At 61.9% G+C, this 22,681-nt stretch carries 24 protein-coding genes and 1 pseudogene; 15 read left to right on the plus strand and 10 right to left on the minus strand.

Annotated elements, in window-relative coordinates; translation table 11 throughout:
- Nucleotides 1–18 precede the first annotated feature (18 nt).
- From BSP239C_RS13265 to BSP239C_RS13285, 5 genes are all read left to right on the plus strand, one after another.
- Nucleotides 19–1,259, plus strand: a protein-coding gene (locus tag BSP239C_RS13265; protein WP_374701033.1) for an IS3 family transposase whose coding sequence is annotated in 2 segments (ribosomal slippage) — nt 19–346 and nt 346–1,259 — 1,242 coding nt in all. Because the reading frame shifts where the segments join, the coding sequence is not laid out codon by codon here.
- Nucleotides 1,260–1,460: 201 nt separating this feature from the next.
- Nucleotides 1,461–2,087 carry a recombinase family protein gene (locus BSP239C_RS13270; protein WP_101573651.1) on the plus strand — a complete coding sequence of 209 codons (627 nt, stop codon included), beginning with the start codon at nt 1,461–1,463 and terminating at the stop codon, nt 2,085–2,087.
- A 277-nt stretch (nt 2,088–2,364) separates the two neighbouring features.
- Nucleotides 2,365–3,219, plus strand: a complete 855-nt coding sequence (locus tag BSP239C_RS13275) for a hypothetical protein (protein WP_145997453.1) — start codon at nt 2,365–2,367, stop codon at nt 3,217–3,219.
- Nucleotides 3,220–3,506: 287 nt separating this feature from the next.
- Entirely contained in the window at nt 3,507–4,490 is a 984-nt protein-coding gene (locus tag BSP239C_RS13280; RefSeq protein ID WP_101573653.1) for a zinc-dependent alcohol dehydrogenase family protein, read from the plus strand.
- 222 nt (nt 4,491–4,712) lie between these two features.
- Nucleotides 4,713–5,567 (plus strand): serine aminopeptidase domain-containing protein, encoded by an 855-nt coding sequence (locus BSP239C_RS13285; RefSeq protein WP_101573655.1) that lies wholly within the window; start codon nt 4,713–4,715, stop codon nt 5,565–5,567.
- Between the two features lie 7 nt (nt 5,568–5,574).
- Here BSP239C_RS13285 and BSP239C_RS13290 read toward each other — a convergent pair.
- From BSP239C_RS13290 to BSP239C_RS13300, 3 genes and pseudogenes are all read right to left on the minus strand, one after another.
- A pseudogene (locus tag BSP239C_RS13290) lies at nt 5,575–6,307 on the minus strand (IS5 family transposase); the annotation flags it as partial.
- Nucleotides 6,308–6,312: 5 nt separating this feature from the next.
- Entirely contained in the window at nt 6,313–7,623 is a 1,311-nt protein-coding gene (locus BSP239C_RS13295; protein ID WP_101573657.1) for an ISL3 family transposase, read from the minus strand.
- A gap of 97 nt (nt 7,624–7,720) precedes the next feature.
- Nucleotides 7,721–7,930 (minus strand): transposase, encoded by a 210-nt coding sequence (locus BSP239C_RS13300; protein ID WP_101573659.1) that lies wholly within the window; start codon nt 7,928–7,930, stop codon nt 7,721–7,723.
- A gap of 47 nt (nt 7,931–7,977) precedes the next feature.
- Here BSP239C_RS13300 and BSP239C_RS13305 point away from each other — a divergent pair, with 47 nt between their 5' ends.
- From BSP239C_RS13305 to BSP239C_RS13325, 5 genes are all read left to right on the plus strand, one after another.
- Nucleotides 7,978–8,355, plus strand: a complete 378-nt coding sequence (locus tag BSP239C_RS13305; RefSeq protein ID WP_101573661.1) for an ATP-binding cassette domain-containing protein — start codon at nt 7,978–7,980, stop codon at nt 8,353–8,355.
- A 309-nt stretch (nt 8,356–8,664) separates the two neighbouring features.
- Nucleotides 8,665–9,423: an ABC transporter ATP-binding protein gene (locus BSP239C_RS13310; protein ID WP_101573663.1), complete on the plus strand. Its 759-nt coding sequence runs from the start codon at nt 8,665–8,667 to the stop codon at nt 9,421–9,423.
- A complete protein-coding gene (locus tag BSP239C_RS13315) occupies nt 9,420–10,733 on the plus strand; it encodes an FtsX-like permease family protein (protein ID WP_101573665.1) in 1,314 nt (437 codons plus the stop codon). Before BSP239C_RS13310 ends, BSP239C_RS13315 begins: the two co-directional genes overlap by 4 nt.
- Before the next feature lie 414 nt (nt 10,734–11,147).
- Entirely contained in the window at nt 11,148–11,492 is a 345-nt protein-coding gene (locus BSP239C_RS13320) for an excalibur calcium-binding domain-containing protein (protein ID WP_101573667.1), read from the plus strand.
- A gap of 197 nt (nt 11,493–11,689) precedes the next feature.
- Complete coding sequence (locus tag BSP239C_RS13325) at nt 11,690–12,727, plus strand: HNH endonuclease family protein (protein WP_193078958.1); 1,038 nt, start codon at nt 11,690–11,692, stop codon at nt 12,725–12,727.
- 42 nt (nt 12,728–12,769) lie between these two features.
- Here BSP239C_RS13325 and BSP239C_RS13330 read toward each other — a convergent pair whose 3' ends face one another.
- A complete protein-coding gene (locus tag BSP239C_RS13330) occupies nt 12,770–13,279 on the minus strand; it encodes a PaaI family thioesterase (RefSeq protein ID WP_101573671.1) in 510 nt (169 codons plus the stop codon).
- A gap of 1 nt (nt 13,280) precedes the next feature.
- Nucleotides 13,281–13,715, minus strand: a complete 435-nt coding sequence (locus BSP239C_RS13335; RefSeq protein ID WP_101573673.1) for a PaaI family thioesterase — start codon at nt 13,713–13,715, stop codon at nt 13,281–13,283.
- 123 nt (nt 13,716–13,838) lie between these two features.
- Between BSP239C_RS13335 and BSP239C_RS13340 the strand changes: the two genes are divergently transcribed.
- Entirely contained in the window at nt 13,839–14,321 is a 483-nt protein-coding gene (locus BSP239C_RS13340; RefSeq protein ID WP_101573675.1) for a helix-turn-helix domain-containing protein, read from the plus strand.
- Here the strand turns inward: BSP239C_RS13340 and BSP239C_RS13345 are convergent.
- On the minus strand, nt 14,293–15,189 hold the full coding sequence (locus tag BSP239C_RS13345; RefSeq protein ID WP_180959032.1) for a LysR family transcriptional regulator: 897 nt from the start codon (nt 15,187–15,189) through the stop codon (nt 14,293–14,295). The two genes, BSP239C_RS13340 and BSP239C_RS13345, sit on opposite strands and share 29 nt — an antisense overlap.
- Nucleotides 15,190–15,284: 95 nt before the next feature.
- On the opposite strand from BSP239C_RS13345, the gene BSP239C_RS13350 reads away from it, so the two are divergent.
- On the plus strand, nt 15,285–15,509 hold the full coding sequence (locus BSP239C_RS13350) for a hypothetical protein (protein ID WP_101573680.1): 225 nt from the start codon (nt 15,285–15,287) through the stop codon (nt 15,507–15,509).
- A gap of 38 nt (nt 15,510–15,547) precedes the next feature.
- Here the strand turns inward: BSP239C_RS13350 and BSP239C_RS13355 are convergent, their stop codons facing one another.
- The 4 genes from BSP239C_RS13355 to BSP239C_RS13370 all read right to left on the minus strand — a co-directional run bounded on the left by BSP239C_RS13355 (nt 15,548) and on the right by BSP239C_RS13370 (nt 19,483).
- The gene (locus BSP239C_RS13355; RefSeq protein WP_101573796.1) at nt 15,548–16,744 is read right to left on the minus strand and encodes a calcium:proton antiporter; all 1,197 of its coding nucleotides are present in this window, start codon (nt 16,742–16,744) and stop codon (nt 15,548–15,550) included.
- Between the two features lie 169 nt (nt 16,745–16,913).
- Complete coding sequence (locus BSP239C_RS13360) at nt 16,914–17,327, minus strand: MepB family protein (protein WP_257930204.1); 414 nt, start codon at nt 17,325–17,327, stop codon at nt 16,914–16,916.
- Between the two features lie 93 nt (nt 17,328–17,420).
- On the minus strand, nt 17,421–19,016 hold the full coding sequence (mdlC, locus tag BSP239C_RS13365; protein ID WP_101573684.1) for a benzoylformate decarboxylase: 1,596 nt from the start codon (nt 19,014–19,016) through the stop codon (nt 17,421–17,423).
- A gap of 116 nt (nt 19,017–19,132) precedes the next feature.
- Nucleotides 19,133–19,483 (minus strand): ArsR/SmtB family transcription factor, encoded by a 351-nt coding sequence (locus BSP239C_RS13370; RefSeq protein WP_374701034.1) that lies wholly within the window; start codon nt 19,481–19,483, stop codon nt 19,133–19,135.
- Between the two features lie 120 nt (nt 19,484–19,603).
- On the opposite strand from BSP239C_RS13370, the gene arsB reads away from it, so the two are divergent.
- Genes arsB through BSP239C_RS13385 form a run of 3 tightly spaced genes read left to right on the plus strand, consistent with a single transcriptional unit; the run spans nt 19,604 to nt 22,654 of the window.
- Entirely contained in the window at nt 19,604–20,719 is a 1,116-nt protein-coding gene (gene arsB / locus BSP239C_RS13375; protein ID WP_101573688.1) for an ACR3 family arsenite efflux transporter, read from the plus strand.
- On the plus strand, nt 20,716–21,174 hold the full coding sequence (locus BSP239C_RS13380; protein WP_101573690.1) for an arsenate reductase ArsC: 459 nt from the start codon (nt 20,716–20,718) through the stop codon (nt 21,172–21,174). Before arsB ends, BSP239C_RS13380 begins: the two co-directional genes overlap by 4 nt.
- The gene (locus tag BSP239C_RS13385) at nt 21,167–22,654 is read left to right on the plus strand and encodes a flavoprotein (RefSeq protein ID WP_101573692.1); all 1,488 of its coding nucleotides are present in this window, start codon (nt 21,167–21,169) and stop codon (nt 22,652–22,654) included. The genes BSP239C_RS13380 and BSP239C_RS13385 overlap by 8 nt, the downstream gene beginning before the upstream one ends.
- Nucleotides 22,655–22,681 lie beyond the last annotated feature (27 nt).

The raw sequence follows: 22,681 nt of genomic DNA on the forward strand, positions 1-22,681 counted from the left end.
AGAATGCGAGTAGAAACCATGCCGAAGAAGAAGTACTCGGACGAGTTCAAAGCCGACGCCGTCGCGCTCTACGAGACTCATCCCGATATGTCCTATTCCCAAGTCGCGACCGACCTGGGCGTCTCGCGTGGCGCGATCAAGTCCTGGGTGCATCAGGCCCGGAAGGTCGCCGGAACAGTCCCGACAGCCGCGGCAGGCCATCCGGAGTCGGCTGAGGAAGAGCTGGCGCGTCTGCGGGTCGAGAACGCTGATCTGATCGTTCGGGCCAAGCGTCTGCGAGCTGAGAACGACAAGCTCGCCGAGGAGCGAGCGATCCTGCGGAAGGCCACGAAGTATTTCGCGGCCGAGACGACCTGGTGATCCGCTTCCAGTTCGTTGACGACCACCGGAACACCTATGAGGTGAAGCGGATGTGTTCCGTGCTGGGTATCCAGCGTTCGAGCTTTTACAAGTGGTGTGCCTCCCGGACGGCACGGGCGGCCAGGCAGGCTGCTGATGATGCTCTGTGCGAGCGGATTGAGCACCACTTCGAATTCTGGGACCACACGTACGGGTACCGACGGATCACGGCCGAACTCGCCGATGACCCGCACGTGGACGAACCGGTCAACCGTAAGCGGGTTGCCCGCCTGATGCGGAACAACGGCATGGTCGGTATCCACTTGCGTAAGCCGAAGACTACGACGATCTCGGACCCAGGTGCTCAGGTGTTTGCCGACCTGGTGGGCAGGGACTTCTCGGCCGCTGAGTTGGGCACGACCTACGTCGGCGACATCACCTACTTACCCTATGGTGATGAGGGGAAGTTCTTGTATTTGGCCACGGTCATCGACTTGTATTCGCGGCGGATCGTGGGCTGGTCGATCGCCGATCACATGCGGTCCAGTCTCGTCGAGGACGCGTTGCAGAATGTAACAAACAACCGAGAAACACTGAAAGGTACGATTTTTCATAGCGATCATGGACGTCAATATACGTACTCGTCGTTTCAGGCGATGTGTCGTCGGTTCGGGGTGGTCCAGTCGATGGGCAAGATCGGGTCGAGTGCTGATAACGCCTTGGCGGAGTCGGTCAACGCTGCATTGAAGCGGGAGACGCTGCAGGGAGCGAAACGATGGTCTTGTGAATTCCAGTGTCGGCGGGAGGTGTTTCGGTGGTTAGTTCGTTATAACTCGAGGCGTCGGCACTCGGCTTTGGGGTATCGAGCACCGGTTGACTTTGAGGTCGATTATACGTCTATGATGGATGTTGCTGCCTGATAGTACACATTGATGTGTCCACTTCAAGGGGTTCACGCCCTATTGCCGAGCAGTCCGTAGACGAACGCGGAGATCGCCTAAAGATCGTGAACTCAGTACCGCCACGAAAAGTCGAAAGAACACCGCCATTTATCGCTGAAGCTCACATGTGATGAGCGGTGAAAGGTCCGCTGGACTGTCACACAAACGATCGAATAAGTGATGGAGGTAGCGGTGGCACTGATCGGATATGTCAGAGTGTCGAAAGCCGACGGGTCACAGACCACCGACCTGCAACGCGATGCGCTCATCGCCGCCGGAGTCGATCCTGAACAGTTCTATGAAGACAAAGCCTCCGGCAAGAAAGACGACCGTCCCGAGTTGACCAACTGCCTCAAAGCACTCCGGGACGGTGACACGTTGATCGTCTGGAAGCTCGACCGTCTCGGCCGCGATCTTCGGCATCTGGTCAACATCGTCCACGACCTCACCGAGCGGGGTGTGGGACTCAAGGTGCTCACCGGTCAGGGCGCTGCCATTGACACAACCACCGCGTCGGGCAAGCTGGTGTTCGGGATCTTCGCCGCCCTGGCTGAGTTTGAACGAGAGCTGATTTCCGAGCGCACCAAAGCCGGCCTGGCTTCGGCCCGGGCTCGGGGGCGTAAGGGTGGTAGGCCGTTCAAAATGACGCCGGCTAAAGTTCGATTGGCCATGGCATCGATGGGGCAACCCGGCACCAACGTCGGTCACCTGTGCGAAGAAATTGGGGTGACTCGCCAGACGTTATACCGCCATGTCTCTCCAACTGGTGAGCTGCGGCCCGATGGGGCCAAGGTCCTGGCGCGGTAGAACGCGGCTGTGGACGTAAGCTTGGTGGCGTTGATCTGTGATTGATATTTGGCGCGCCGAGCGCGGTGACGCCACCTGCGATCGACCTTTAGGAACGCAGGGCCCAGAAGCAACACCACAGATATCCCGAACCGTTACCTACCGCAAAGCCGACCATCATCACTCCAACTTAACGGCACTAGGCTTAGGAGCTATCCTCTTCATGTGACGCCCTGGAGTTGAAAGTTGCAGGCCCATTCCACCGCGTCTAAGCGATACGTTAGAGGTGTTCGTTCACGTGAAGCTCCCGAGCTTTCAGCCGCGGTCTAGCGGCTGCCGCTGTCATGCCCCGGTCCGGACGACGGTATTGGCGTGCATTGTTGCGCTGGCCGCGGGACTGTCGGGCTGTTCCTCTGGCGACGATGACGTTGGCGGGGATAGCGATAAGAGTGATCATGCTAGCGGTGATCAGGAAGCCAATGACGGCAGCCCGTCGCCGTCGCGGACGAGTCGTGAAGAGTATCAGCGGCTTGCTTACGAGGAGGACCCGGACAAATTCTGTTCTCCCGATGACCTCGATGGGTCTGCCCGGGCCGGTACGTTAGAAGGTACTGTGTCGTTCGCGTATCTGCCGGTGTTCGTTGGTTCGAAGAGCGATATCAGTTCTGAGCTCGACAACGAGCACTCGAGCGAGACGTACGTGCCGTACTCCACCAGTAAGGTTCTCTTGGCCGCTGTTTCGCAGGATTCGGAGAGTGTCCCCAAGTCGGCGATGACTGGTGTCAAGGTGTCGCAGGTCGTCGAGGCAATTAAGGACGGGCAGCTGGTGAGCAAGTGCGGGCCTGAGTCGAATCTGGAAGTTGAACCGGTCGGACAGACGGAGGTCAAGTACCTCCATGATGGCGTCTGGTACACGAAGGAGTGGACTCTTTGGGAGCTGTCTGGCGACGACTTTAATCCACTTCCCAAGGATCGAAACACCACTGGGTTCACCGCGAACATCACAATGGGCGAGGAAGACGTTCATGCGGTGCTTTCGAACAATCGGGCTAGGCTCCCCAGCTCCATCGCCCAGGAGGGTGCAGCGACACGGACTCCTGATCCGGGTATGTCCCTGATTCGCTTCTACTTCCAGCACCACGTGTGGGAGTAAGTTCGTAGAGCAGTGGCGGCCATGGGAAACGACGGAACCGTCTCTGCAGTCTTTCACTGCGCTTCCTCGTCGGATCTGGATCGGCCACACTGGGGCCACAGCTATCAACATCGGCTACCGTTTTCACTGACGCGGTGCGACCGGTGATAGTCATTCAGCCAGCGAGTGTGCAACTGACTTCTGGCATCAGTACATTCGATTCCTGAAACTGACACAGGGCAACCACAGTCGGTTAGTTCACGCGTCCCCGTGCACGTCCTTAGTCTGCGTCGAAAGGTCACCTACATATGCAGCACTCCAACCAAGGCGTCATCGCCCACCGTTTCGGCCCTCCGCCAGAAGTTCTCCAGGTAGAGTCCCTTGCCCCTGCAGAACTGGAACGAGGTGCCGCGGCCGTGCGGATGATTGCCTCCCCCATCAACCCCTCAGACCTCATACCGGTCTCGGGGGCCTACCCGTCCCGGACGACACTTCCCTTCATCCCCGGCTTTGAGGGAGTCGGGACCGTCGAGACCGTCCACTCCGACAACGATCCGGCGCTCCTCGGTCAAAGGGTGTTGCCGATCGGAGCAGCTGGCGGTTGGCAGAGCGTGAAGCCTTGCTCCCTGGTCTGGTGCATCCCGGTCCCCGACGACATCAGTGATACGGATGCGGCCACCGCCTACATTAATCCACTGACAGCCATCAGGATGATCGACCTCCACGCCAGCTCGCCCGGAATACATACCGCAGTCGTTAACGCCGCCGGTTCCGCCATCGCCCGCACCCTCGGGCATCTGCTCACTCAGCGGGGTACCCGTACCATCGGGCTCATGCGCCACCCGAGGAAAGAAGAGGCCAGCAGCTGCTGGGCTCACGTGATTGACACTTCCACTGACAGTTGGCGCGAAGAGCTCCATGCTTTTACAGGGACAGGAAGCCTCGACCTCGCGTTCGACTGCGTGGGCGGCGGTGAAGGCATCGACCTGGCACAGTCCTTGAGACGCGGGGGAACATTTGTGCACTACGGCTTGCTGTCCGGCCAACCACTGTCGCCCAAACTGCGGCAGGACCGGCCCGACCTCAATATTCACTACTTCCGATTGCGCGAATGGGTCCACAGCGCCAAACGGGCACAGTTGGTCTCCGCCTTCACCCAGGTCTTCAATCTCGTGCGGGAAGGGGTCATCCGAACACGGATACAGGAGGAGCTGCCGTTGGGCGACATAGCCGAAGGGCTAGCCCTGTCGTTGAGCCAGGGATCCCAGGGTAAGGTGCTTCTGCGCCCCTGACCGATTCCTAGGTGGGGCCTTTTCGTCTCGCGGGCTTGTGTACAGGCCACTTCTGAGTTGAAGTTCATCCAGTGAAGGCGGCTTCTGAAATCTGTGCAAACGACTTCTGAAACTGACAGCAGCTACAGCCACCTCGGCGTAGTTGAGAGAATTTTCCATGATGAGTCGATTGAGTACGTTTATCAACTGAATGCCAGCAGACTTGAGGTATAGATTGAGGTCATGCTTACTGAAACTGTGACGTTGTCCGACGAGACTCGCCAGCATTGGTCCGATAATAGCCGTGCGAGACCTCTTTCTGTGAGCGTGTGGAGGCCAGCTTGCTCCGACAGGCCCCTCCCAGTAGTTCTCCTGTCCCACGGGACCGGCGGCGCAGTTGAAGATCTTTCCTGGCTGGCCGAGCCCCTGGCTGACGCTGGCATTCTAGTCGCCGGCGTTGATCATCACGGCAATAGTTATAAGGACGTATATCTGCCTGAAGGTTTCTCATTCACTTGGGAACGGGCTCGAGATGTCTCGCTCCTTCTCGACTACCTTGTTTCCAGGCATGACATCGACGAGCAGAAGATTGGTGCCGCGGGCTTCTCTATCGGAGGCTACACGGTCGCTGCGCTTCTCGGGGCAAGAACGAATCCAGAGGCGCTCAACGCAGTGCTAAGCGGCTTGGTCCCAGCGCCGCAGTTGCCTGAGTATCCAAACGTGGTCGAGCAGCTTCACTCTCGCTATACAGAGGATCAAATTAGTGCGAGGATCTCGGACGGCGGTAAGTCGGTCGCCGATGAGAGAATTCGTGCGGGTTTTGTGATCGCGCCCGCGATCGGTCGCTTGCTTGACCCGAGGAGTCTTAGAGCAATCTCCGCTCCGTTCGAGATCCGCTGGGGCGGAGCCGACGACATTACTCCGGCAGAGGACAACGCACTTGTCTATCTCGACTCTGTCCCAAAGGCTAGCGGTCGGAACGTAGGGGCGCAGGTAGGCCATTATGACTTCTTGGGTGACCGTGATGATCCGTATTGTGCGCGTGACGTGGTAAGTGCTGATGCCGTCGAGTACTTCACCACAGTATTTATGGAATGACCCATTCCTATATGCGCAACCAGGTTAAGATTGCGCTGAGAACGACGGCAGCCCGGTAGGTGATCGCGAGCTTGTCGTACCGAGTCGCTAATCCTCTCCACTGTTTGACGTAGGCGAAGGATCGCTCGACGACGTTACGGTTTTTATACGCAACGGCGTCGAACGCTGGTGGGCGTCCTCCCCTGTTTCCACGTTTCTTCCGAGCAGCGATCTGGTCCTTCTTTTCAGGGATCGCTGCCGTGATTCCACGAGATCGTAGGTGCTCGCGATTGGCTCTGGACCCATAGGCTCGGTCGCCCAAAACCGAGTTCGGACGTGTGCGTGCACGACCGGTACTGTTGCGCGGAACCCGAATATCAGCCAGCACTTGGGGAAGAATCACTCCGTCGTGGCGTTGGCCGCCAGTGACTACGATGGCCAATGGTCGGCCGTGTCCGTCGACAGCGTGGTGGATCTTCGTTGTCAGTCCACCACGTGAGCGTCCAATCCCGTGACCAGCTGGTTCGCAGGTATCATCGTTCAGATTCTTGTAATTCGATGTAGCCCCCTGTGTCCTGCGCAGGACGACGGGTATTCGTCGCGTGCTGGTGGGCACGATTATTCGTGCCATCAACAGAGATATTCCAATCGATATTCCCAGCAGCGTCGGCGTCGGCCAGGATTTGGGCCTGTACTCGATCCCATGTGCCATCCGCGGCGTAGCGGCGGTGGCGTTTCCATACTGTCTGCCAGGGACCAAAGTGGCTCATCGTAAATAAGAGTGTAGAAGCGGCCTGAAGCCACCGGATTCGAGTAAGCACCTGGCGATGTAATGAGTGAGATTCCGGAAACCGAGTGCCGATCCCCGCAGATGCTCGAGCCTTCCGTTGATGGCCTCGGTGGGCCCGTTCGACGTTCCGGGCCTGGTGAAGAACGCCAACACGTCGGCTGCTCGTCTTTTCAACGTTCGTCCTAACCGCTTCAGCTCGAGCAATCCTGGTGGCAGACCCGACGCCAGGGTATCGATGACTTCCTGAAGAAGCCTTTTACCCTCGTTGCGGTCCTCGGCTCTGCATGCAGCCACGATGTCCTGGTAGACGCTCCAGGTGACTTCGACTTCAGTGAGATTGTCGTCAGCGAAAAGCCGCACGATCCTGGCTTGCTGCTTGGTCGTGAGCAGACTGGTGCCCGTATGCAGCGTCCTGCGCGCCCGATATAACGGATCCTTCGCCCGTCCCCGATGCCCAGTTGTTTCTTGCTGGATGCGGCGTCGGGCCTCGTCGAGGGCGTCACCGGCGAGCTTGACGACGTGGAAGGGGTCCGTGACTTCGACAACATCGGGAAGTTCCTCCGCGGCTGCGGTCTTGAACCCGGAGAATCCGTCCATCGCCACGACTTCGATGCCTTCACGCCAGCCCTTGGGTCGGACGGCCAGCCATTGCTTGAAGACTTGTTTCGACCGTCCGGGCACCATATCGAGTAGGCGTGCTGGGCCTGTTCCCTGGCTGATCGGGGTGAGGTCGATGATGACAGTGACGTATTTGTCACCACGTCGTGTATGGCGCCATACGTGTTCGTCGACACCAATGACAGACACACCGTCGAAGCGAGTCGGATCGCTGATCAGCAACCGGTGTCCTTCGGCCAGGACCCCTGAGTTCGCGGTATGCCAGGACACAGCGAGTTTCGCAGCGATGACTGAGACGGTGTCGTGATCGATGACGAGGGCGCGCAATGCCCAGTCGAGTCCGGCACGGGAGATCTTGGCACGTGCTGGTGCTGCGGCTGTGGTGTCCTGGCGCCAGACGTGTCCGCACTCGCAGCATTTGTAACGGCGTAGGCGGATGTGGAGTGTCGTGGGGCGGTGTCCGAGGGGTTCGTGAGCCAGCCGGCGTAGAACAGTGTCCCTGGCTTCACCATGGCCGCCACACCGCCGGCACCAGTCATCGGCTGTGGTGGGTCGGCACTTCAAGACGGCTTTGTGTGCGGTGATGTGTTGGCCGATGCATGTCAGGTCGAGGGTGTCGAGGCGGGCGAATGTGGTGAGGTCAGGGGTCGAGAATATAGGCTTGTCCACGTCGAGGTCTTTCGGATGGCGAGTGTGAGAACTTCCATCATCGGAAGACCTCGACGTCTATCCGGGCAGCGACTCGCCCTATTTCAAATTCACTGACCTACATTCTCGTTTGCGAAGAGCCACCAAAGTGCTCCCGAGGCAGATCGCGCCAGGCGATACCTGTTCGGTATCGGTAGACGATGCCCTCGACGATACGGCGATTGTTCTCGAATGGGCGGGCTCTCTTGCCTGTGTTGGACGGCAGTAGAGATTCGACCCGTGCCCGCTGTTTGTCGCTGAATACTCGATGTCGCCGTTGCGTAATCACCCATTCAGGCTCTCAGCAGTGAAATCCTCAATAAAGGAGACACGCCCATGTTGCTTTGCTTCTACGACCCGTGCTCCGGGGAGATCACCGTGGGAGGTCGACTGGTTGAGGAACTGAGCCGGCAGGATGTGAGAGCCCACATCAGCTATCTCCCCCAGAACGGAGGGATCATCGACGGGACTTTCCGAGAGAACGTGGAGATCGGGAATCCCGGGTTGGACGAGAAGGCCGCTCCGGCACTGCTGACGGGTCTCGGTCTCGATGCCCTGAATGGATTCGCGGACAAGGGAATGGCTCTCGATGTCAGCGAACAGGGAGCGCACCTCTCTGGCGGCGAACGCCAGCGCCTTGCACTGGTGCGAGCTTTGCTTCGACAGACCCCGATCATCCTCCTCGATGAGCCGACCTCGAGCCTGGACGGGTAGAACGAACTGAAGTTCTCGCAGCTCCTCGTCCAGCTGTCAGGTGCTCGCACGATCGTGGTCATCGCGCATCGACTCCAAACGATTCAGAGCGCAGATCGGATCTACGTCCTGGACCACGGACGGATCGAGGCCGCAGGCCGGCACGAGCAGCTTATGTCGGAGTCGTCGCTGTATCCGCGCCTAAGAGCACCAGTGACAGGTATCTCCCGTGACAGCACACACAGATATGACCTGCCAGGATCAACCCGTGGTTGGTATCAGACGGTTGCGAACGATCCGTAGCGTCGAATCATGAGCTACGAGCGAACTATGCGATATGACCAGCACCCCGTCGCACCTTCTCAGCAAAACCACGTGCCCCGCCTGTCGGCGGCCGGCCTGCAGGTGCGATACGGCGACGCTGTCGCCCTGAACGGGGTGTCTTTCTCTGTCCACGACGGGGAATCAGTCGCCATCATGGGGCCATCGGGGTCCGGCAAGACCACGTTGCTGCACACTCTTGCGGGCATCATCAGGCCCGACGACGGCACCGTCGCATTGCGCACGTTGGACGGGCAGGGCCGATCGCAGATCGTTCGGGTCGACGAGCTCTCCGACCCAGCTCGTTCAGAACTCCGGCTACAGGAGTTCGGGTTCGTTTTCCAGCAGGGCATGCTCATTCCCGAGCTGACCGCGATGGAGAACGTGATGATGCCCCTTCTGCTTACAGGCGTGACGAAGAGCGAAGCGAACTCCAGAGCCGGCCAACTGCTCCAGGAGCTGGGAATGACCGGGCTCGAACAACGCCGCATCGGACAGTTGTCAGGCGGCCAGGCACAGAGGGTCGCCATCGCCCGGGCGCGAGCCACGCAGGCCCAGGTCGTATTCGCCGACGAGCCCACGGGCGCTCTCGACTCCCGAACCGCGGCCGATGTCCTGGCCCTCCTACTGCGCTCGACCTCCGAGCAGGGCCGCGCGCTGGTCCTGGTCACCCACGACAAGGATGTCGCTGCGGCGTGCTCGCGTGTGGTGCGGCTGCGCGACGGGCAGATCGTCGAGCAGCTCTCGGACAGGCAGGCCGACGGATGAGCACCCATGAGGCACCGACCGGGGTCTCGGCACGTAGGGCCGGGCAACGCACGGCACTGTGGCTGTTGATTCGTCCCTCTTGTACGGATGCCTCCGAAATCATTCTGCCCGTCATCGCCATTGCAGTGATCACTGCAATGTCAATTGCGGTGTCGACTCTTGCCAACGCGTTCTGGTTCGCACCCGATCCCGGCGGATTCGGTCAGTACCGGATCCTGGCGGTGGCGATGCTTGCAGTCATGGTCGTCCCGGTCAGTACCCTCGGCGGCTCGGCCGCGAGACTGTCAGCTCGCCGGCGCGAAGATCGATTGGCGACGCTCCGACTGCTGGGCGCGACCCCCAGCTGGGTCCGAAAAGTAGCTCTCGTCGAAGCCGGAATGCTCGCATTGCTGGGAGCGCTCCTCGGGGCCGCCCTCGCCCTTCCCATTACCCCGGCGCTGGCCTTGGTACCGGTCGCCGGCAACACGCTCGGCATAGATCGTGCCATCCTGCCACCAGCGCTCGTCGTCGTGCTTGCGAGCTGCGTCGTGCTGGTCGCGCTCATCAGCGCGGTCGCGAGCCTCAAGCAGGTGATGATCTCGCCGCTCGGCGTGCGCATGCGCCAGAGCGCCCCGCGGATGCACTGGCTCCGGCTGGTGATCGCCGCGCTCGTCGTAGCGGGGGCCGTCCTGGTCCTGCAGCTGACATCAGCCAGCTGGGGCACAGTGGGCATCACCCTCGCGCTGGTACTCGTCATCGTCTCGGTGATGGCTGTGCTGAACATCCTCGGCCCCTTCTTGGTCGGTCGGTCCGCTCAGCGTCGGCTCCGGCGATCCGACAATGGTGCATCGCTGATTGCGGCGCGGACGGTGCTCGAGTCGCCCCAGGCGGCGTGGAGGCAGGTCTCCGGGGTCGCGCTTGCCAGCTTTATCGCGGTCCCGGCAGGCTCAGTGCTTGGCTTCCTCGACATGGTCCAGAACGTCTCCGATGCCGTCACCCCGGAGCAGATCCAGTTCTTCGGCGACATCCGCACCGTCGTGGTCGCTGCCCTGGCGGTGTCCTACCTGTTGGTGTCCTGTTCGGTGGGGGTGACCCAAGCTGCCGCTGTGATGGAGCGCAGAGCGCTCTACGTCAGCCTCGATCGACTCGGTATGTCCCAGCCTGTGATGCATCGGTCTCGTCGGATGGCGATCCGTATTCCCCTGCTCGTATTGATCAATCCACACACCGGCGGGAATGCCGAAGAAGAGATATGCACTGCGAGACAACGCGGCGATGAGTCCAACTTCAAACGCCGAAGCGTTGAGGAACACGACGGCGGTGATGCTTAACGCGAAGGTGGTGACCTGGTTGCCCATGTAGCCGGCAAAATTGGCCAGCCACAATCGTCGAAAAATGGGATTCTTCAAAACAGGAGGTGACGCTCGGCCAGGTTCATCTGGTTCGCTGGCGGCGTCGACAGGAGTCATATGCCCCTTATACCGCGAACCCCACGCCCTGCCCAGGATTCCGCGAGATCAACCGGTTATGCAATCTATTCATGCATTCTCGATGTAAGCCATCAGAGATCTCTACAGGTGAGGAACTCCGAGCCATCTGATATCGGAGCTTCCCGATAGAAGGGAGACGGCGATGCCGCGACCTGGCTGCCACCGGCAAAGAGCTACCGCTGCGAATACGTCTCCCGCCAGATTGCGATCAAGCACAAGTACGACCTGTGGGTCGTCAAAGCCGAGAAGTCCGCGATGCAGCGAGTGCTGAGCACCTGCAGCAACCAGCCAGCATTCACGAAGGACGTCGCCTGGCCAGGACCAGGTGAGGGCGACAATGTGAAGACCGCGGAGGACGCCTCGAAGAAGAAGTCGAGCTCGAAGAAGTCGACGAGTTCAAGGAAGAAGACGAGCTCGGGATCAGACTCGGGATCGAGCTCGGGATCGAGATCAAATTCCTCGGGTTCGGGGTCGTCTGGCTCGGTCTATTTCAAGAACTGCACCGCGGCTCGTGCTGCCGGAGCAGCACCTGTTCACCGAGATGACCCGGGGTATGCGTCCCACCTGGACCGTGATGGTGATGGGGTCGGCTGCGAATAGTCGCCGCGGCCACTGACCTCCCCGGAAGTCCAACTATTTCGATTTCAACAGATAACGAATCGGTGACGGTATGGACAGATTCCACCGTTATAGAGACAACCTGCCCTAACATTTCAAGCGTGGCCAATTCGATGAACTCCGCAGACGCTACTCGCAGCACTCGAATTTCGGCAGTCTCTTTTCTGGCCCTAGTGACCATGATCGTTTTTGCGCTCCTCTCCGGGTGCGCAGGCAGCAGTGCGGATCAGGTCATCGGAGGCGAAGTCGCATGGTCGACCGGCGGAGGAGGCTCCGCCGATTCCGACCCGGTGCCCTCACGACCTGCAGCCTCGGCGGCACCGGCCCCTGGGCATCGACCGCACGGCGGCGACTCAGAAGTACCCGCGAGTTCGGGCCCTGATGTCTCGGCACAGAATGAGGCGAAGCCCGCAGCAGGCGATGAAGACAACAGCGATTCTCCCCGGCAGAGTGCAGGCACCGCAGAGATGGGCGCGGCACGGTCGATGCTCGATAAGCTGGAGGTCAAGGGCAAGGACCATCGAACCGGTTACGACCCGCAGCTCTTCGACTGGTCCGCCGACGTCGACGGCAACGGCTGCGATACACGCAACGATGCGCTCAGGCGTGACCTCAGGAGCCTTCAGATCGAGGCCGGGACGAAGGGGTGCGTTGCCACCGCCGGTGACCTCGAGGACAAATACTTGGGCAAGGCATACGGCTTCGAGCGCGGATCGACCAATGTCGACATCGACTACATCGTATCCGGTTCCAACGCCTGGCAGACCGGGGCGGCAGCCATGTCCGCCGAGGAGCTGCGGGAGTTCGGAAACGACCCGCTCAACCTGCTGACCGTGAGCGCAGACCTTATTCGACAGAAGGGCGGCGGAGACGCGGCCGCGTGGCTGCCACCGAATGAGTCCTTCCAATGCGAATACGTCTCTCGCCAAATCGCGGTCAAGCACAAGTACGGACTGTGGGTGGCCGCCGCTGAAAAGGGTGCCATGGAAGCCGTGCTCGACACCTGCGCAGATCAGCCTGCCTTCACCAGTGAAGTGAGTTGGCCGAAACCGGGCGAGAGCGTGAAGGCTGAACCGACCGCGGAGGAGTCCACGCAGCAGTCATCGCCACAGCCCTCCGGTGAGCCCTCGGGAACCGACTCGACGGAGCGCTCAGCAAATCCGGCCGATGACGACGCAGACGCCTCCACCAGGGATCGGACTGCCGGCGCTGGCTGACACCCACCCGCGCCGACTGACTCGCACCCGTAGATCCGGGCGCTACTTGGCTGAGAGTGGGAAGATGAGCAGGCTGCCGGAGGCAGTGGCGACGGTCTTGCCTTTATTGTCAACGACCTCACCCTCGGCGAAAGCGACGCGGCGACCGCCCTTGGTGACGCGGCCGGTGCAGACCAGAGGCCCGCTGTCTTTGGAGACCGGGCGCAGATAGTTCACCTTGATCTCGATCGAGGTGTAGCCGGTGCCCTTGGGCAGGGTCGTGTGAACGGCGCAGCCGAGTGCCGAGTCGAGCAGTGTGCAGACCAGGCCGCCATGGACCATGCCGATCGGATTGTAATGGGATTCATCGGGATGACAGTGGAAGGTGACCGTGCCTTCATCCACCTCGGCGATCTGCATTCCGATGTGCGCGCCGATGGGGGCTCCGGGGACCTCGCCGCTGGCCATCTTGCGCAGGAAATCGATGCCGTCCATCGTCGGCAACAGCGACAGCCCCTGCGAGGTATCTGTCCAGGTCACTGCGGTTTCGCGAGTGCTTGAATCAGTGCTCACCTCAGTTGGCCTCCTTCGGCAGCGGGACGTTCTGCAGGCGCAGCTGACCTCGGGCCAGAACCTTGTCCGATGAGGTGTCGGTGATGATGACCTCCCACAGCTGCTGAGAGCGGCCCTGGTGCAGTGCGGAGCCCGCGACGGCGACGCGGGTACCGGTGGTCGGGCGCAGGAAATCGGTGGCGTTGTGGACGCCGACGGCGAACTCGCCGCGCTCGGACACGGCATGGCTGGCTCCGATGCTTCCGGCGCTCTCCACCATCGTTGTGTAGACGCCACCATGGACGACGCCCCACGGCGTGAGATGGTCTGCCCCTAGGTCGGCATGGCCGCGGACGCTCGTGTTCGTGACTTCATCGATGATGAGCCCCGAGGCGGCGACGAAGCGGCTGGCTGTCTCGAGCGAGACGTCCGGGACAGTTCCTGATGGTGCGTTCATGCGTTCTCCTTTGAGCTGATTGAAATGGCCGGGAAGCCGTCGGAAAAGCTGGCTAAGTAATTTGAAGTTAGCCTATGCTGGAGCGACAGGTCAACTGCAGAAGAGGCGAGGAAGGGAGCACCCATGGACTGGCTGGACTTCGACACCGCAGGATGCTCGATCCAGAAGACACTCGATGTCATCGGGGAGAAGTGGACCGTGCTCATCCTCCGTGAAGCGTTCAATGGCGTGCGCCGGTTCGACCAGATCCGGGACCATGTCGGTGTCTCCGATCCGGTGCTCTCCGACAGGTTGCGCAAGCTCGTCAACGCCGGAGTCCTCGCGACCACGCCCTATCGCGAACCTGGGAGGCGGGCACGCAGCGAATACCGGCTCACGTCCAAGGGGTTCGATCTCTATCCGGTGATGATCTCGCTGCTGCGCTGGGGTGACGAGCACTGCACTGACACCGATGGGCCGCCGCTCGAAGTGTTCCACCGAGACTGTGGTGAACCGGTGCGGGCTGTCGTCGAATGCGCGGCCGGGCACTCTCTTGCCTCGCCGAAGGAAGCTCTCGCTTCACCCACATCGGCGGCGACTATGCGGTCTGTGCCCGTGCGCGGATGAGAGTCTCCGCAGTGCGCACGTAGGGGTAATGATGCACCGCCTCCCGCGTCTGCAGGACGATCCGGCGCCGAGGTGTCGGATCGACCAGTGGCACCGCTGTGACTCCGTTCGGCAGGTCTCGAATCGCCAGCGAGGGCAGGGCTGAGACCCCGACCCCGGCGGCGACCATGGCCAGGACCGCGTAGTGGTCATCGGAGCCCGCCGCAAAGCTGGGTTCATAGCCGGCCGCATTGCACGCCCGGGAGACGATGAGAGCTGCCGGTGAGTTGCTGATGTCGGCGTCGACCCACGCTTCGTCGCTGAGCTGAGACATCGAAACCGCCTCGGCGTCGGCCAGACGATGATCGGAGGCGACGACGAGTTGGTAGCCCTCTTCGGTCAGGACCTGCCGGCGGAATCCTGGAATCGTCCTTGGAGGCAGAGAAGGCTCTTCCGAATGGATCTCAAGATCGTGCGGACTCCAGTCCTCGGCATCCGTCGCGGGACTGAGGCTGATCTCGAACTGCACCGTGGGGAATTCGGAGACGACCGAGGAGACGATGGTGGGTATCCATTCCTTCGCCGCCGAGGAGAAGCAACCGATTTCGAGTCTTGGTCGCGGGCCTCGACGCAGGTCACCGAGCGTGGCTTCGAGGCGTTGCAGGCTGGAGAAGACTTCACCGGATTCCTCGGCCAGGCGCACCCCGACGGGAGTCGGCGCGATTCCCCGCCCGTTCCGCTCGTAGAGGGGTAGGCCCACGTCCTTCTGCAGCCGGATGATGTGCTGGCTGATCGTCGCCGGAGTGTATCGGAGATTGGCCGCGGCCTGCTGGACGGAGCCGCTGGCGACCACGGCTCTCCAGATCGCGAGTCGGTGGGTGTCGAGCATGCAATTGATTATAAGGCTGATTGTATGGCAATTACTGACAGACATATGAAAACAGTTGCTTGTGCTTGATTGTTGCTCAGAGAGACGATGAGGGCATGTGGATAATTCCGGTGCTGTTTCTCGCCTGCGGGTACGCAGCAGTTCTCTTCGGCATGGGTCGTTTCCTCCAGCCCTCCCATGACCGGCTGAGACTGAAGCGACTGGACAACCCTGCCCTCATTCAGACTCTGGCTCGAGGCTGGGCCGCCCTGACCTCGAACGGCAGCCTCGAACGCATCACCGACGAACTCGCTGTGCGTCGACGCGGGCCACTCGGCTGAAAAGGCCTCGCCGCGGTCCTCGGCCTGCTCATGCTCTCTCAGGAGAAGAGCGTGATTCCGAAGATCGCGAACAGGACGAGGTGTGCCGCACCATGGACGGCGTTGACCCTCTTCCCCGCGAATGCCGTCACCGATACCAGTAGAGTGACGGCGAAGAGCAACAGGTTTGCCGGCGACTCCGCGAGCACGATCGGCTGATCGGTGATCAGCCCGATGAGCAGCACCGTCGGAATCGTCAGCCCCACCGTTGACACCTGCGCCCCGTGGCACAGATTGCTCACCCGCTGGATCTCGCCGTTCCATGCTGCCCGCAGCGAGGTGATCGTCTCCGGGAGGAAGACGATGAGTGCGATGACGACCCCCGACAGAGCCACCGGAGCGCCGAGACGGCCCAGCCCATCATCGAGCAGCGACGCCATATCGTGGCTGAGCAGGACGATCGGCGTGACCGTGGCGATGAGCAGGGCCAAGCGCACGATGATCTCGGTGCGGTGGGTGGAGATGATCTCGACGATGCTCTGTTTCGGCGCAGTCTCGACGGCAGTGACTGCTGCGCCGTCCTCCTGTGTTCTGGACGCGGTCATGCCGGCCATCTCGGCGGGCATGGTCGGGCGCGGATCAACCTCATGGAAGTCCGCGGCCTGAGCGCCCATCTGACGAAACAGGAAGAAGGCGTAGATGCCGATCGTGATGACGATGATCGGGATCTCCTGCCACGCCTCGTAGCTGCCGTTCGTGCCGATCAGGGCCGGCAGGGCGAAGGCGAGGGCGGCGAAGACGATGATGAGCGATAGGTAGGTCGAGACGCCCGTGCGGTTGTGGGCGAGACTGCCATGTCGCAGACCCGCCACCAGCAGGCACAGGCCGATGACGGCATTGAGGATGATCATCGATACGGCCATCACCGAGTCTCGGCCGATCGTCGCATGCTCGCCAGGGCCCAAGAGGACAGCGGCGATGAGGACGACCTCGATGAGCACGATCGAGAGTGTGAGAACGAGGGAGCCATAGGGATCGCCGAGGCGACGAGCCAGGTGCTCGGCCTCATGGACGACTCCGAAGGCGCAGATGAGGATGACGCCGACGATGATGGCCAAGGCGGTGACGAGAAGTGGTCCCGGAACGGGTGGAGCCAACAGGGGGCCCGCGAAGAGGAGTGCGGCGAAGGCACCCCAGCCGAGGACGAGGCGAACGATGGCAGTAGGAGTGAGAATGCTGCGAATGGCGGCAGTCATGACGGGCATTCCTGTTCTTCGAGGCCGTCCTCATCGTGACTGATTGCGTTCGGGTCGTCCCGAACGTTTCTTGCCGGTAGTGCTCAGTCCTCAGCGTATCGAGCCAAGTCTGTGGGGGACAAACCGTGGTGTCGTTGTCCGAATGACTCAGCCGAGGTATTCGGATGTGTCAGCCGAGGTGTTCGAAGAACGGAGTCTGCTTGCGCTGAGTTCGAGTTGCTTGGGGATTCAGTGACGTGGACCAAGGCGGGTAGAGCCGGAAGCCGCGTTTCCCTGCCGAGCGTTGTGAAGAGTAGATTCCCAGCGTGGCCAGGTCCGCGGTGGGGAACCTGAACGCACCAAGGTGGTCTTCGTCCGAGACGAACACCAGAAGGCCCGCACAGTCGTCGCCTTCGGAGAAGGGCGCGGTGACCCCCTCCGGGGTGCGACCCCAAACGGCCACGAAAGCACCCGGTTTGGTCGGCGTGATGCGCGCAGTCCGGACTCGCCACCACGTTCCCTCCAGCTTGGCGCAGCCGGACTCATAGTCGCTGTTCTGTTCCTCAGCGACCACCTCTGTCAGGGTTAGGCGCGTGGTTTGCACATAGTGTTCCAAAGCCCCGAATCCCATGGGAATCAGCTTAGGCGATGCCCATCAGTGAATCGAAGCCGCCGAGGGCCCCTTACCTCGCAGTCCCTACACGATCGAGGCGTCGATGAGCACCGGCCCCGACGCCTCGAGTGCCTCCCGATAGGCAGCGTCGAACTCGGCGCGGGTGGACGTGCGCTTTGCCGGGACACCGTAGCCGTGGGCCAGGGAGACGAAGTCGATGCCGCCCAGCGCCAGACCGGGAACCTTCGGTACGCCCATGCGCTGGGCAAAGCCGGCCAGGGCGCCGTATCCGGAGTTGTTGATGATGACGAATACCGTGCGCGTCTGCAGTTGGGCGGCGGTGTACAGTGCGGTGATGCCGTAGTTGGCCGAGCCGTCGCCGACGGTGGCGACAATGGTCTTCCCCGGTGCCGCGATCGACATTCCCACGGCCACGGGCAGCCCGAATCCCAGGCCGCCAGAGGCTGGGAAGCTGTACATTCCGGGCCGGTCGATGGCGACCCGCTCAAGATAGTCCAGGTCCAGGGTGGTGGTCTCGTTGACGTAGGACACCGAATCGTTGACGTACTCGTTGAGCACCTCGAGAATCTCTTGACCGGTCATTCCCTCCGCCGAGGTGGGGGCCGGGTTCATGATGCGTGACCCGCGCTCACCGCGTCGGGTGCCACGATCGGCGATCTGTGCCGCAAGGGTGGCCGTGGTGCTGGCGACATCGGTGATGACGGCCTTGCCGAACGGTGCCCGAGTGGCCTCGCGCGGATCCTGAGTGATCTGGATGACCTCGGTGCCGGGAGTCAGATAGTTCGACGGCTCCCACCGGTGATACCTGAAAACGGCGGCACCCAGCACCAGGACCACGTCATGGTCGGCCAGCTGATCACGCACGGACTGGATCCCGGGGACCAGGACGCCTTCGAAATTCGGGTGGGTCGTCGGGAAGGGGCACCGGGTGGGAGACGGGGCAATGTAGACAGAGGCGTCGAGTTTCTCCGCCAGCAATGTCACGTCCTCCATGACGCTCGGATCGGCGACAGCGGCGGCATCCACCTGAGGCCCGACCACGAGGGCAGGCCGCTGTGCTCCGTCAAGCGAGGCGAGCAGCTCTCGCTGCAGCTGCGGACCGAGGCCGCGTCCGATTGACACCGATCGCGCCGGCAGCAGGTCATCGTCCTCGAGTGCTTCTTCGTCCCAATCGTCTAAGGGGACCGACACATACACGGGTCCGCTGGGCTGAGTGACTGCCTCGAAGGCAGCTTGGGACAGGGTTCGGGGGACGTCGGCGGCCGAGAGCGGCTCATGGGAATACTTCACCAGCGGTGTCGGCAGTGTGGCGGCATCTGTGCTGGCCAGCATCGCTTCTTGGCCGACGGTGCGGCGGACCTGCTGGCCTGCGAGGATGACCAGCGGAACGTGGCCGTAATGAGCATTGGTCAGTGCCCCCATTCCATTGCCGGAGCCGGATGCGGCATGCAGATTCACCAGAACCGGACGTCCTGTCACCCGCGCGAAGCCTTCGGCCATGCCGACGACGACCTGCTCGTGCAGGCCGAGGATGAATCGGAAGTCATCGCCGAGCCCCGCGAGGAATGGCAGTTCGTTCGATCCCGGATTTCCGAATATCGTCGTCATTCCGTGGCTGCGGAAGACGTCCAGGCTGGCCTGAAGGACAGTCTTGGTCATTGACCTATCTGCTTTCGTCGGGGGAGTGGTGCTGGGCTTCGAGTGCACTGATGCTCAGAGCGATCTAAGTCCCTTTTCGGAGCGTACCCCGAACCGGTGGAGCGCGGCCCATCGTCTTACGCAGGGGTGAGAAACGCTGTGATGCGCTCGAGGGTCTCGGCTGCCAGCGAGTAATACGACCAGACTCCCCGCTTCTCGCGGTGGAGGACACCGGCATCGACGAGGATCTTCAGGTGGTGGGAGACCGTGGGTTGGCCGAGTCCGACCGGATCGATGAGATCGCACGCGCAGGCCTCATTGCCCTCGTGGGCGGCGACTAGGGAGACCAGGCGCAGGCGAGTCGGATCGGCCAGGGCCTTGAGGATCCGTGCGAAGTCCCGTGCCTGATCCTCGTCCAAGGGTTCGCCGGTCAGCGTCGTGCAGCAGGCCGCCGAGGCGGGTGCGGGCAATGTCTGTTCAGTGGTCACTACTCCATTATGCCCATACATTGACAGTTGTCGATATGTAGTGTTTAGATTCATATCGATAACCTTCGATGTATATGACAGAGCGAACCCTGCCGTGAGCAGATTCGCTCGAGGAGTCCGATGAGTACCCCCGCGACCGCCACCACCAGCGAGCCAGCCCAGGTCAAACTGTCGACACTCGACCGTTTCCTGCCCGTGTGGATCATCGCCGCGATGATTCTCGGGCTGCTTCTCGGCCGCCTCGTGCCCGGACTCGCAGCCGCACTCGATTCGGTGAAAGTCGCCGATGTGTCATTGCCGATTGCCCTGGGGCTGTTGGTGATGATGTACCCGGTGCTGGCGAAGGTCCGCTACAACGAGACCGGTCGGGTGCTGACCGATAAGAAGCTGATGATCACGTCTCTGCTCATCAACTGGTTGGCCGCACCCGCCTTCATGTTCGCCCTCGCCTGGATCTTCCTGCCCGATCTTCCCGAATATCGGACGGGACTGATCATCGTCGGCCTCGCCCGCTGCATCGCCATGGTCTTCATCTGGAACGACCTCGCCTGCGGTGACCGTGAAGCCGCGGCCGTCCTCGTTGCCATCAACTCCGTGTTCCAGGTCCTCGCCTTCGGCATCCTCGGCTGGTTCTACCTGCAGTGGCTGCCGAACCTGCTCGGGCTGCCGACGACGAGCGGCGAATTCTCCTTCTGGGCAATCACTCTCAGCGTCCTCGTCTTCCTCGGCATCCCACTGCTGGCTGGCTTCCTGACCCGCACCATCGGCGAGAAGGCCAAAGGCCGAACCTGGTACGAAGACCGGTTCCTGCCTAAGATCGGACCGTTTGCACTCTACGGACTGCTGTTCACCATCGTCCTACTCTTCGCCTTCCAGGGTGATGAGATCACCTCGAACCCCTTGGACGTCGCGCGCATCGCCCTGCCTCTGCTCATCTACTTCACCATCGTCTTCGCCGCCGGAATGGTCGTCGGGCATGCCCTGAAGCTCGGATACGAGAAGACGACAACTTTGGCCTTCACCGCCGCGGGCAACAACTTCGAACTCGCCATCGCCGTGGCCATCGGCACCTACGGGGTCGCCTCGGGGCAGGCCCTGGCCGGAGTCGTCGGCCCACTCATCGAAGTCCCCATCCTCGTCGCCCTCGTCTACGTGGCCCTGTGGTCACGCAAACGATTCTTCCCAGAATCCACCTCAAACCAGTTGTCCTCGAACCGACAGGATCCGCGCCCATGACAACGACAGCGCCGAAACCCACCGTCCTCTTCGTCTGCGTCCACAATGCGGGCCGCTCGCAGATGGCGGCCGGGTTTCTCCGCGAGCTCGGAGGCGACCAGGTCGAGGTCCGCTCGGCAGGCAGTGAGCCGGCGAATCAGCTCAACCCGACCGCCGCCGAGGCGATGGCTGAGGTGGGCATCGACATCACCGACCAGCAACCGAAGGTGCTCACCCCGGACACCGTGAAGACCTCGGATGTGGTGATCACCATGGGCTGCGGCGACGCCTGTCCCATCTTCCCCGGCAAGCGGTACGAAGACTGGGCCCTCGATGACCCCGCAGGTCAGGGAATCGAGGCAGTGCGGATCATCCGCGACGATATCCGCGCCCGCATCGAAGCGCTGCTGTCCAGCCTGTCAATCTCCAGCGCTTCTGGGCACGACGCACCTCCAGAGGGGACGACTCATGACTGACACCACCACAGGCGAACTCCCGGTTGCCGTCATCGGTGCCGGGCCGGTTGGTCTCGCTGCCGCAGCGCACGTCATCGCTCGCGAAATGGAACCGCTCGTCTTCGAGGCAGGCGCGACACCTGCTGCAGCTGTCAGTGCGTGGGGCCACATCGGTCTCTTCTCGCCGTGGAAGTACAACATCGACCAGGCCGCCCGAGCACTGCTCGAACCGACAGGATGGGTGGAGCCCGACGGTGACTCTCTGCCGACAGGAGCTGAACTCGTCACCGACTACCTCGCTCCACTGGCCGCGACCCCACAGCTGAGCGGCGCTATTCGCACGCATTCGCGGGTCATCGCAGTCAGCCGTGTCGGCAAGGACCGCACCCCCACCCCAGGTCGCGGCGATACCCCATTCCTCGTTCGCAGTCAGAACGAGGGTGGGGAGATCGAGGACCACTTTGTTCGCGCCGTCATCGACGCCTCCGGCACCTGGGAGACCCCGAATCCGCTGGGCCAAGCAGGACTGCCGGCACTCGGTGAAGATGAGGCCCGCGAGGCCGGGCTCGTCACCTCACCGCTGCCCGATGTCCTCGGCCGGGACCGTGCGCAGTTCGCCGGTCGGCACACGCTTGTCGTTGGGGCCGGTCACTCGGCGGCCAACACTCTGCTGGCTTTGGGCGAGCTCCGCGAAGCCGAACCTTCCACTCGCATCAGCTGGGTAATGCGCGGGTCCGACCCTGCCGACGTCTACGGCGGTGGAGACCAAGACGGACTCCCAGCACGCGGAGCACTGGGTACCCGCCTGCGCCACCTCGTCGAGACCGGACACATCGAGGTCCATACCTCGGTGACGATCACGGGGCTGGGCACTACGGACCGGAGCGCCACCTCGGCGCCCACCATCAGGCACGAGGCCACAGGTTCAGACACGGCGATTGAACTCGCCGTCAGCGGTGCCACTCCTGCCGGCGCGGTCTCTCTCGATGTTGACCGCGTGGTTCCGACGACCGGTTTTCGTCCGGATCTCAGCTTCCTCCGCGAGATCCGGCTCGACCTCGACCCGATCGTCGAGGCGCCCACCGGTTTGGGGCCACTCATCGATCCGGAACACCATAGCTGTGGAACCGTCGAACCGCACGGAGCCCGTCTCCTGGCTCACCCGGAGGAAGACTTCTACATCGCAGGCATGAAGTCCTACGGTCGCGCGCCGACGTTCCTCATGGCCACCGGTTACGAGCAAGTTCGCTCGATCGTCGCCGCCATCGCCGGCGATCAGGAAGCAGCCGACTCAGTCGAGCTTGTGCTTCCCGAAACCGGGGTGTGCTCGGCCGACATCGGCTCCTCGTGCGACACCCCCGTCTCCGACGACACCACCGGCTGCGACGACACCGCGGATACCACCGGCTGCTGTGCGCCAGCACCCTCGCCGCAGCCCGTCACTATCGGAATCTCGACCGGACTGGCACATGGACGCTCCGCCGGACGGGCATCGGACTGATCCTGGTTCCCGGTATCGTCTCAGGAT

Source organism: Brevibacterium sp. 239c (assembly GCF_900169365.1).
In the GTDB taxonomy this organism is placed as follows: domain Bacteria; phylum Actinomycetota; class Actinomycetes; order Actinomycetales; family Brevibacteriaceae; genus Brevibacterium.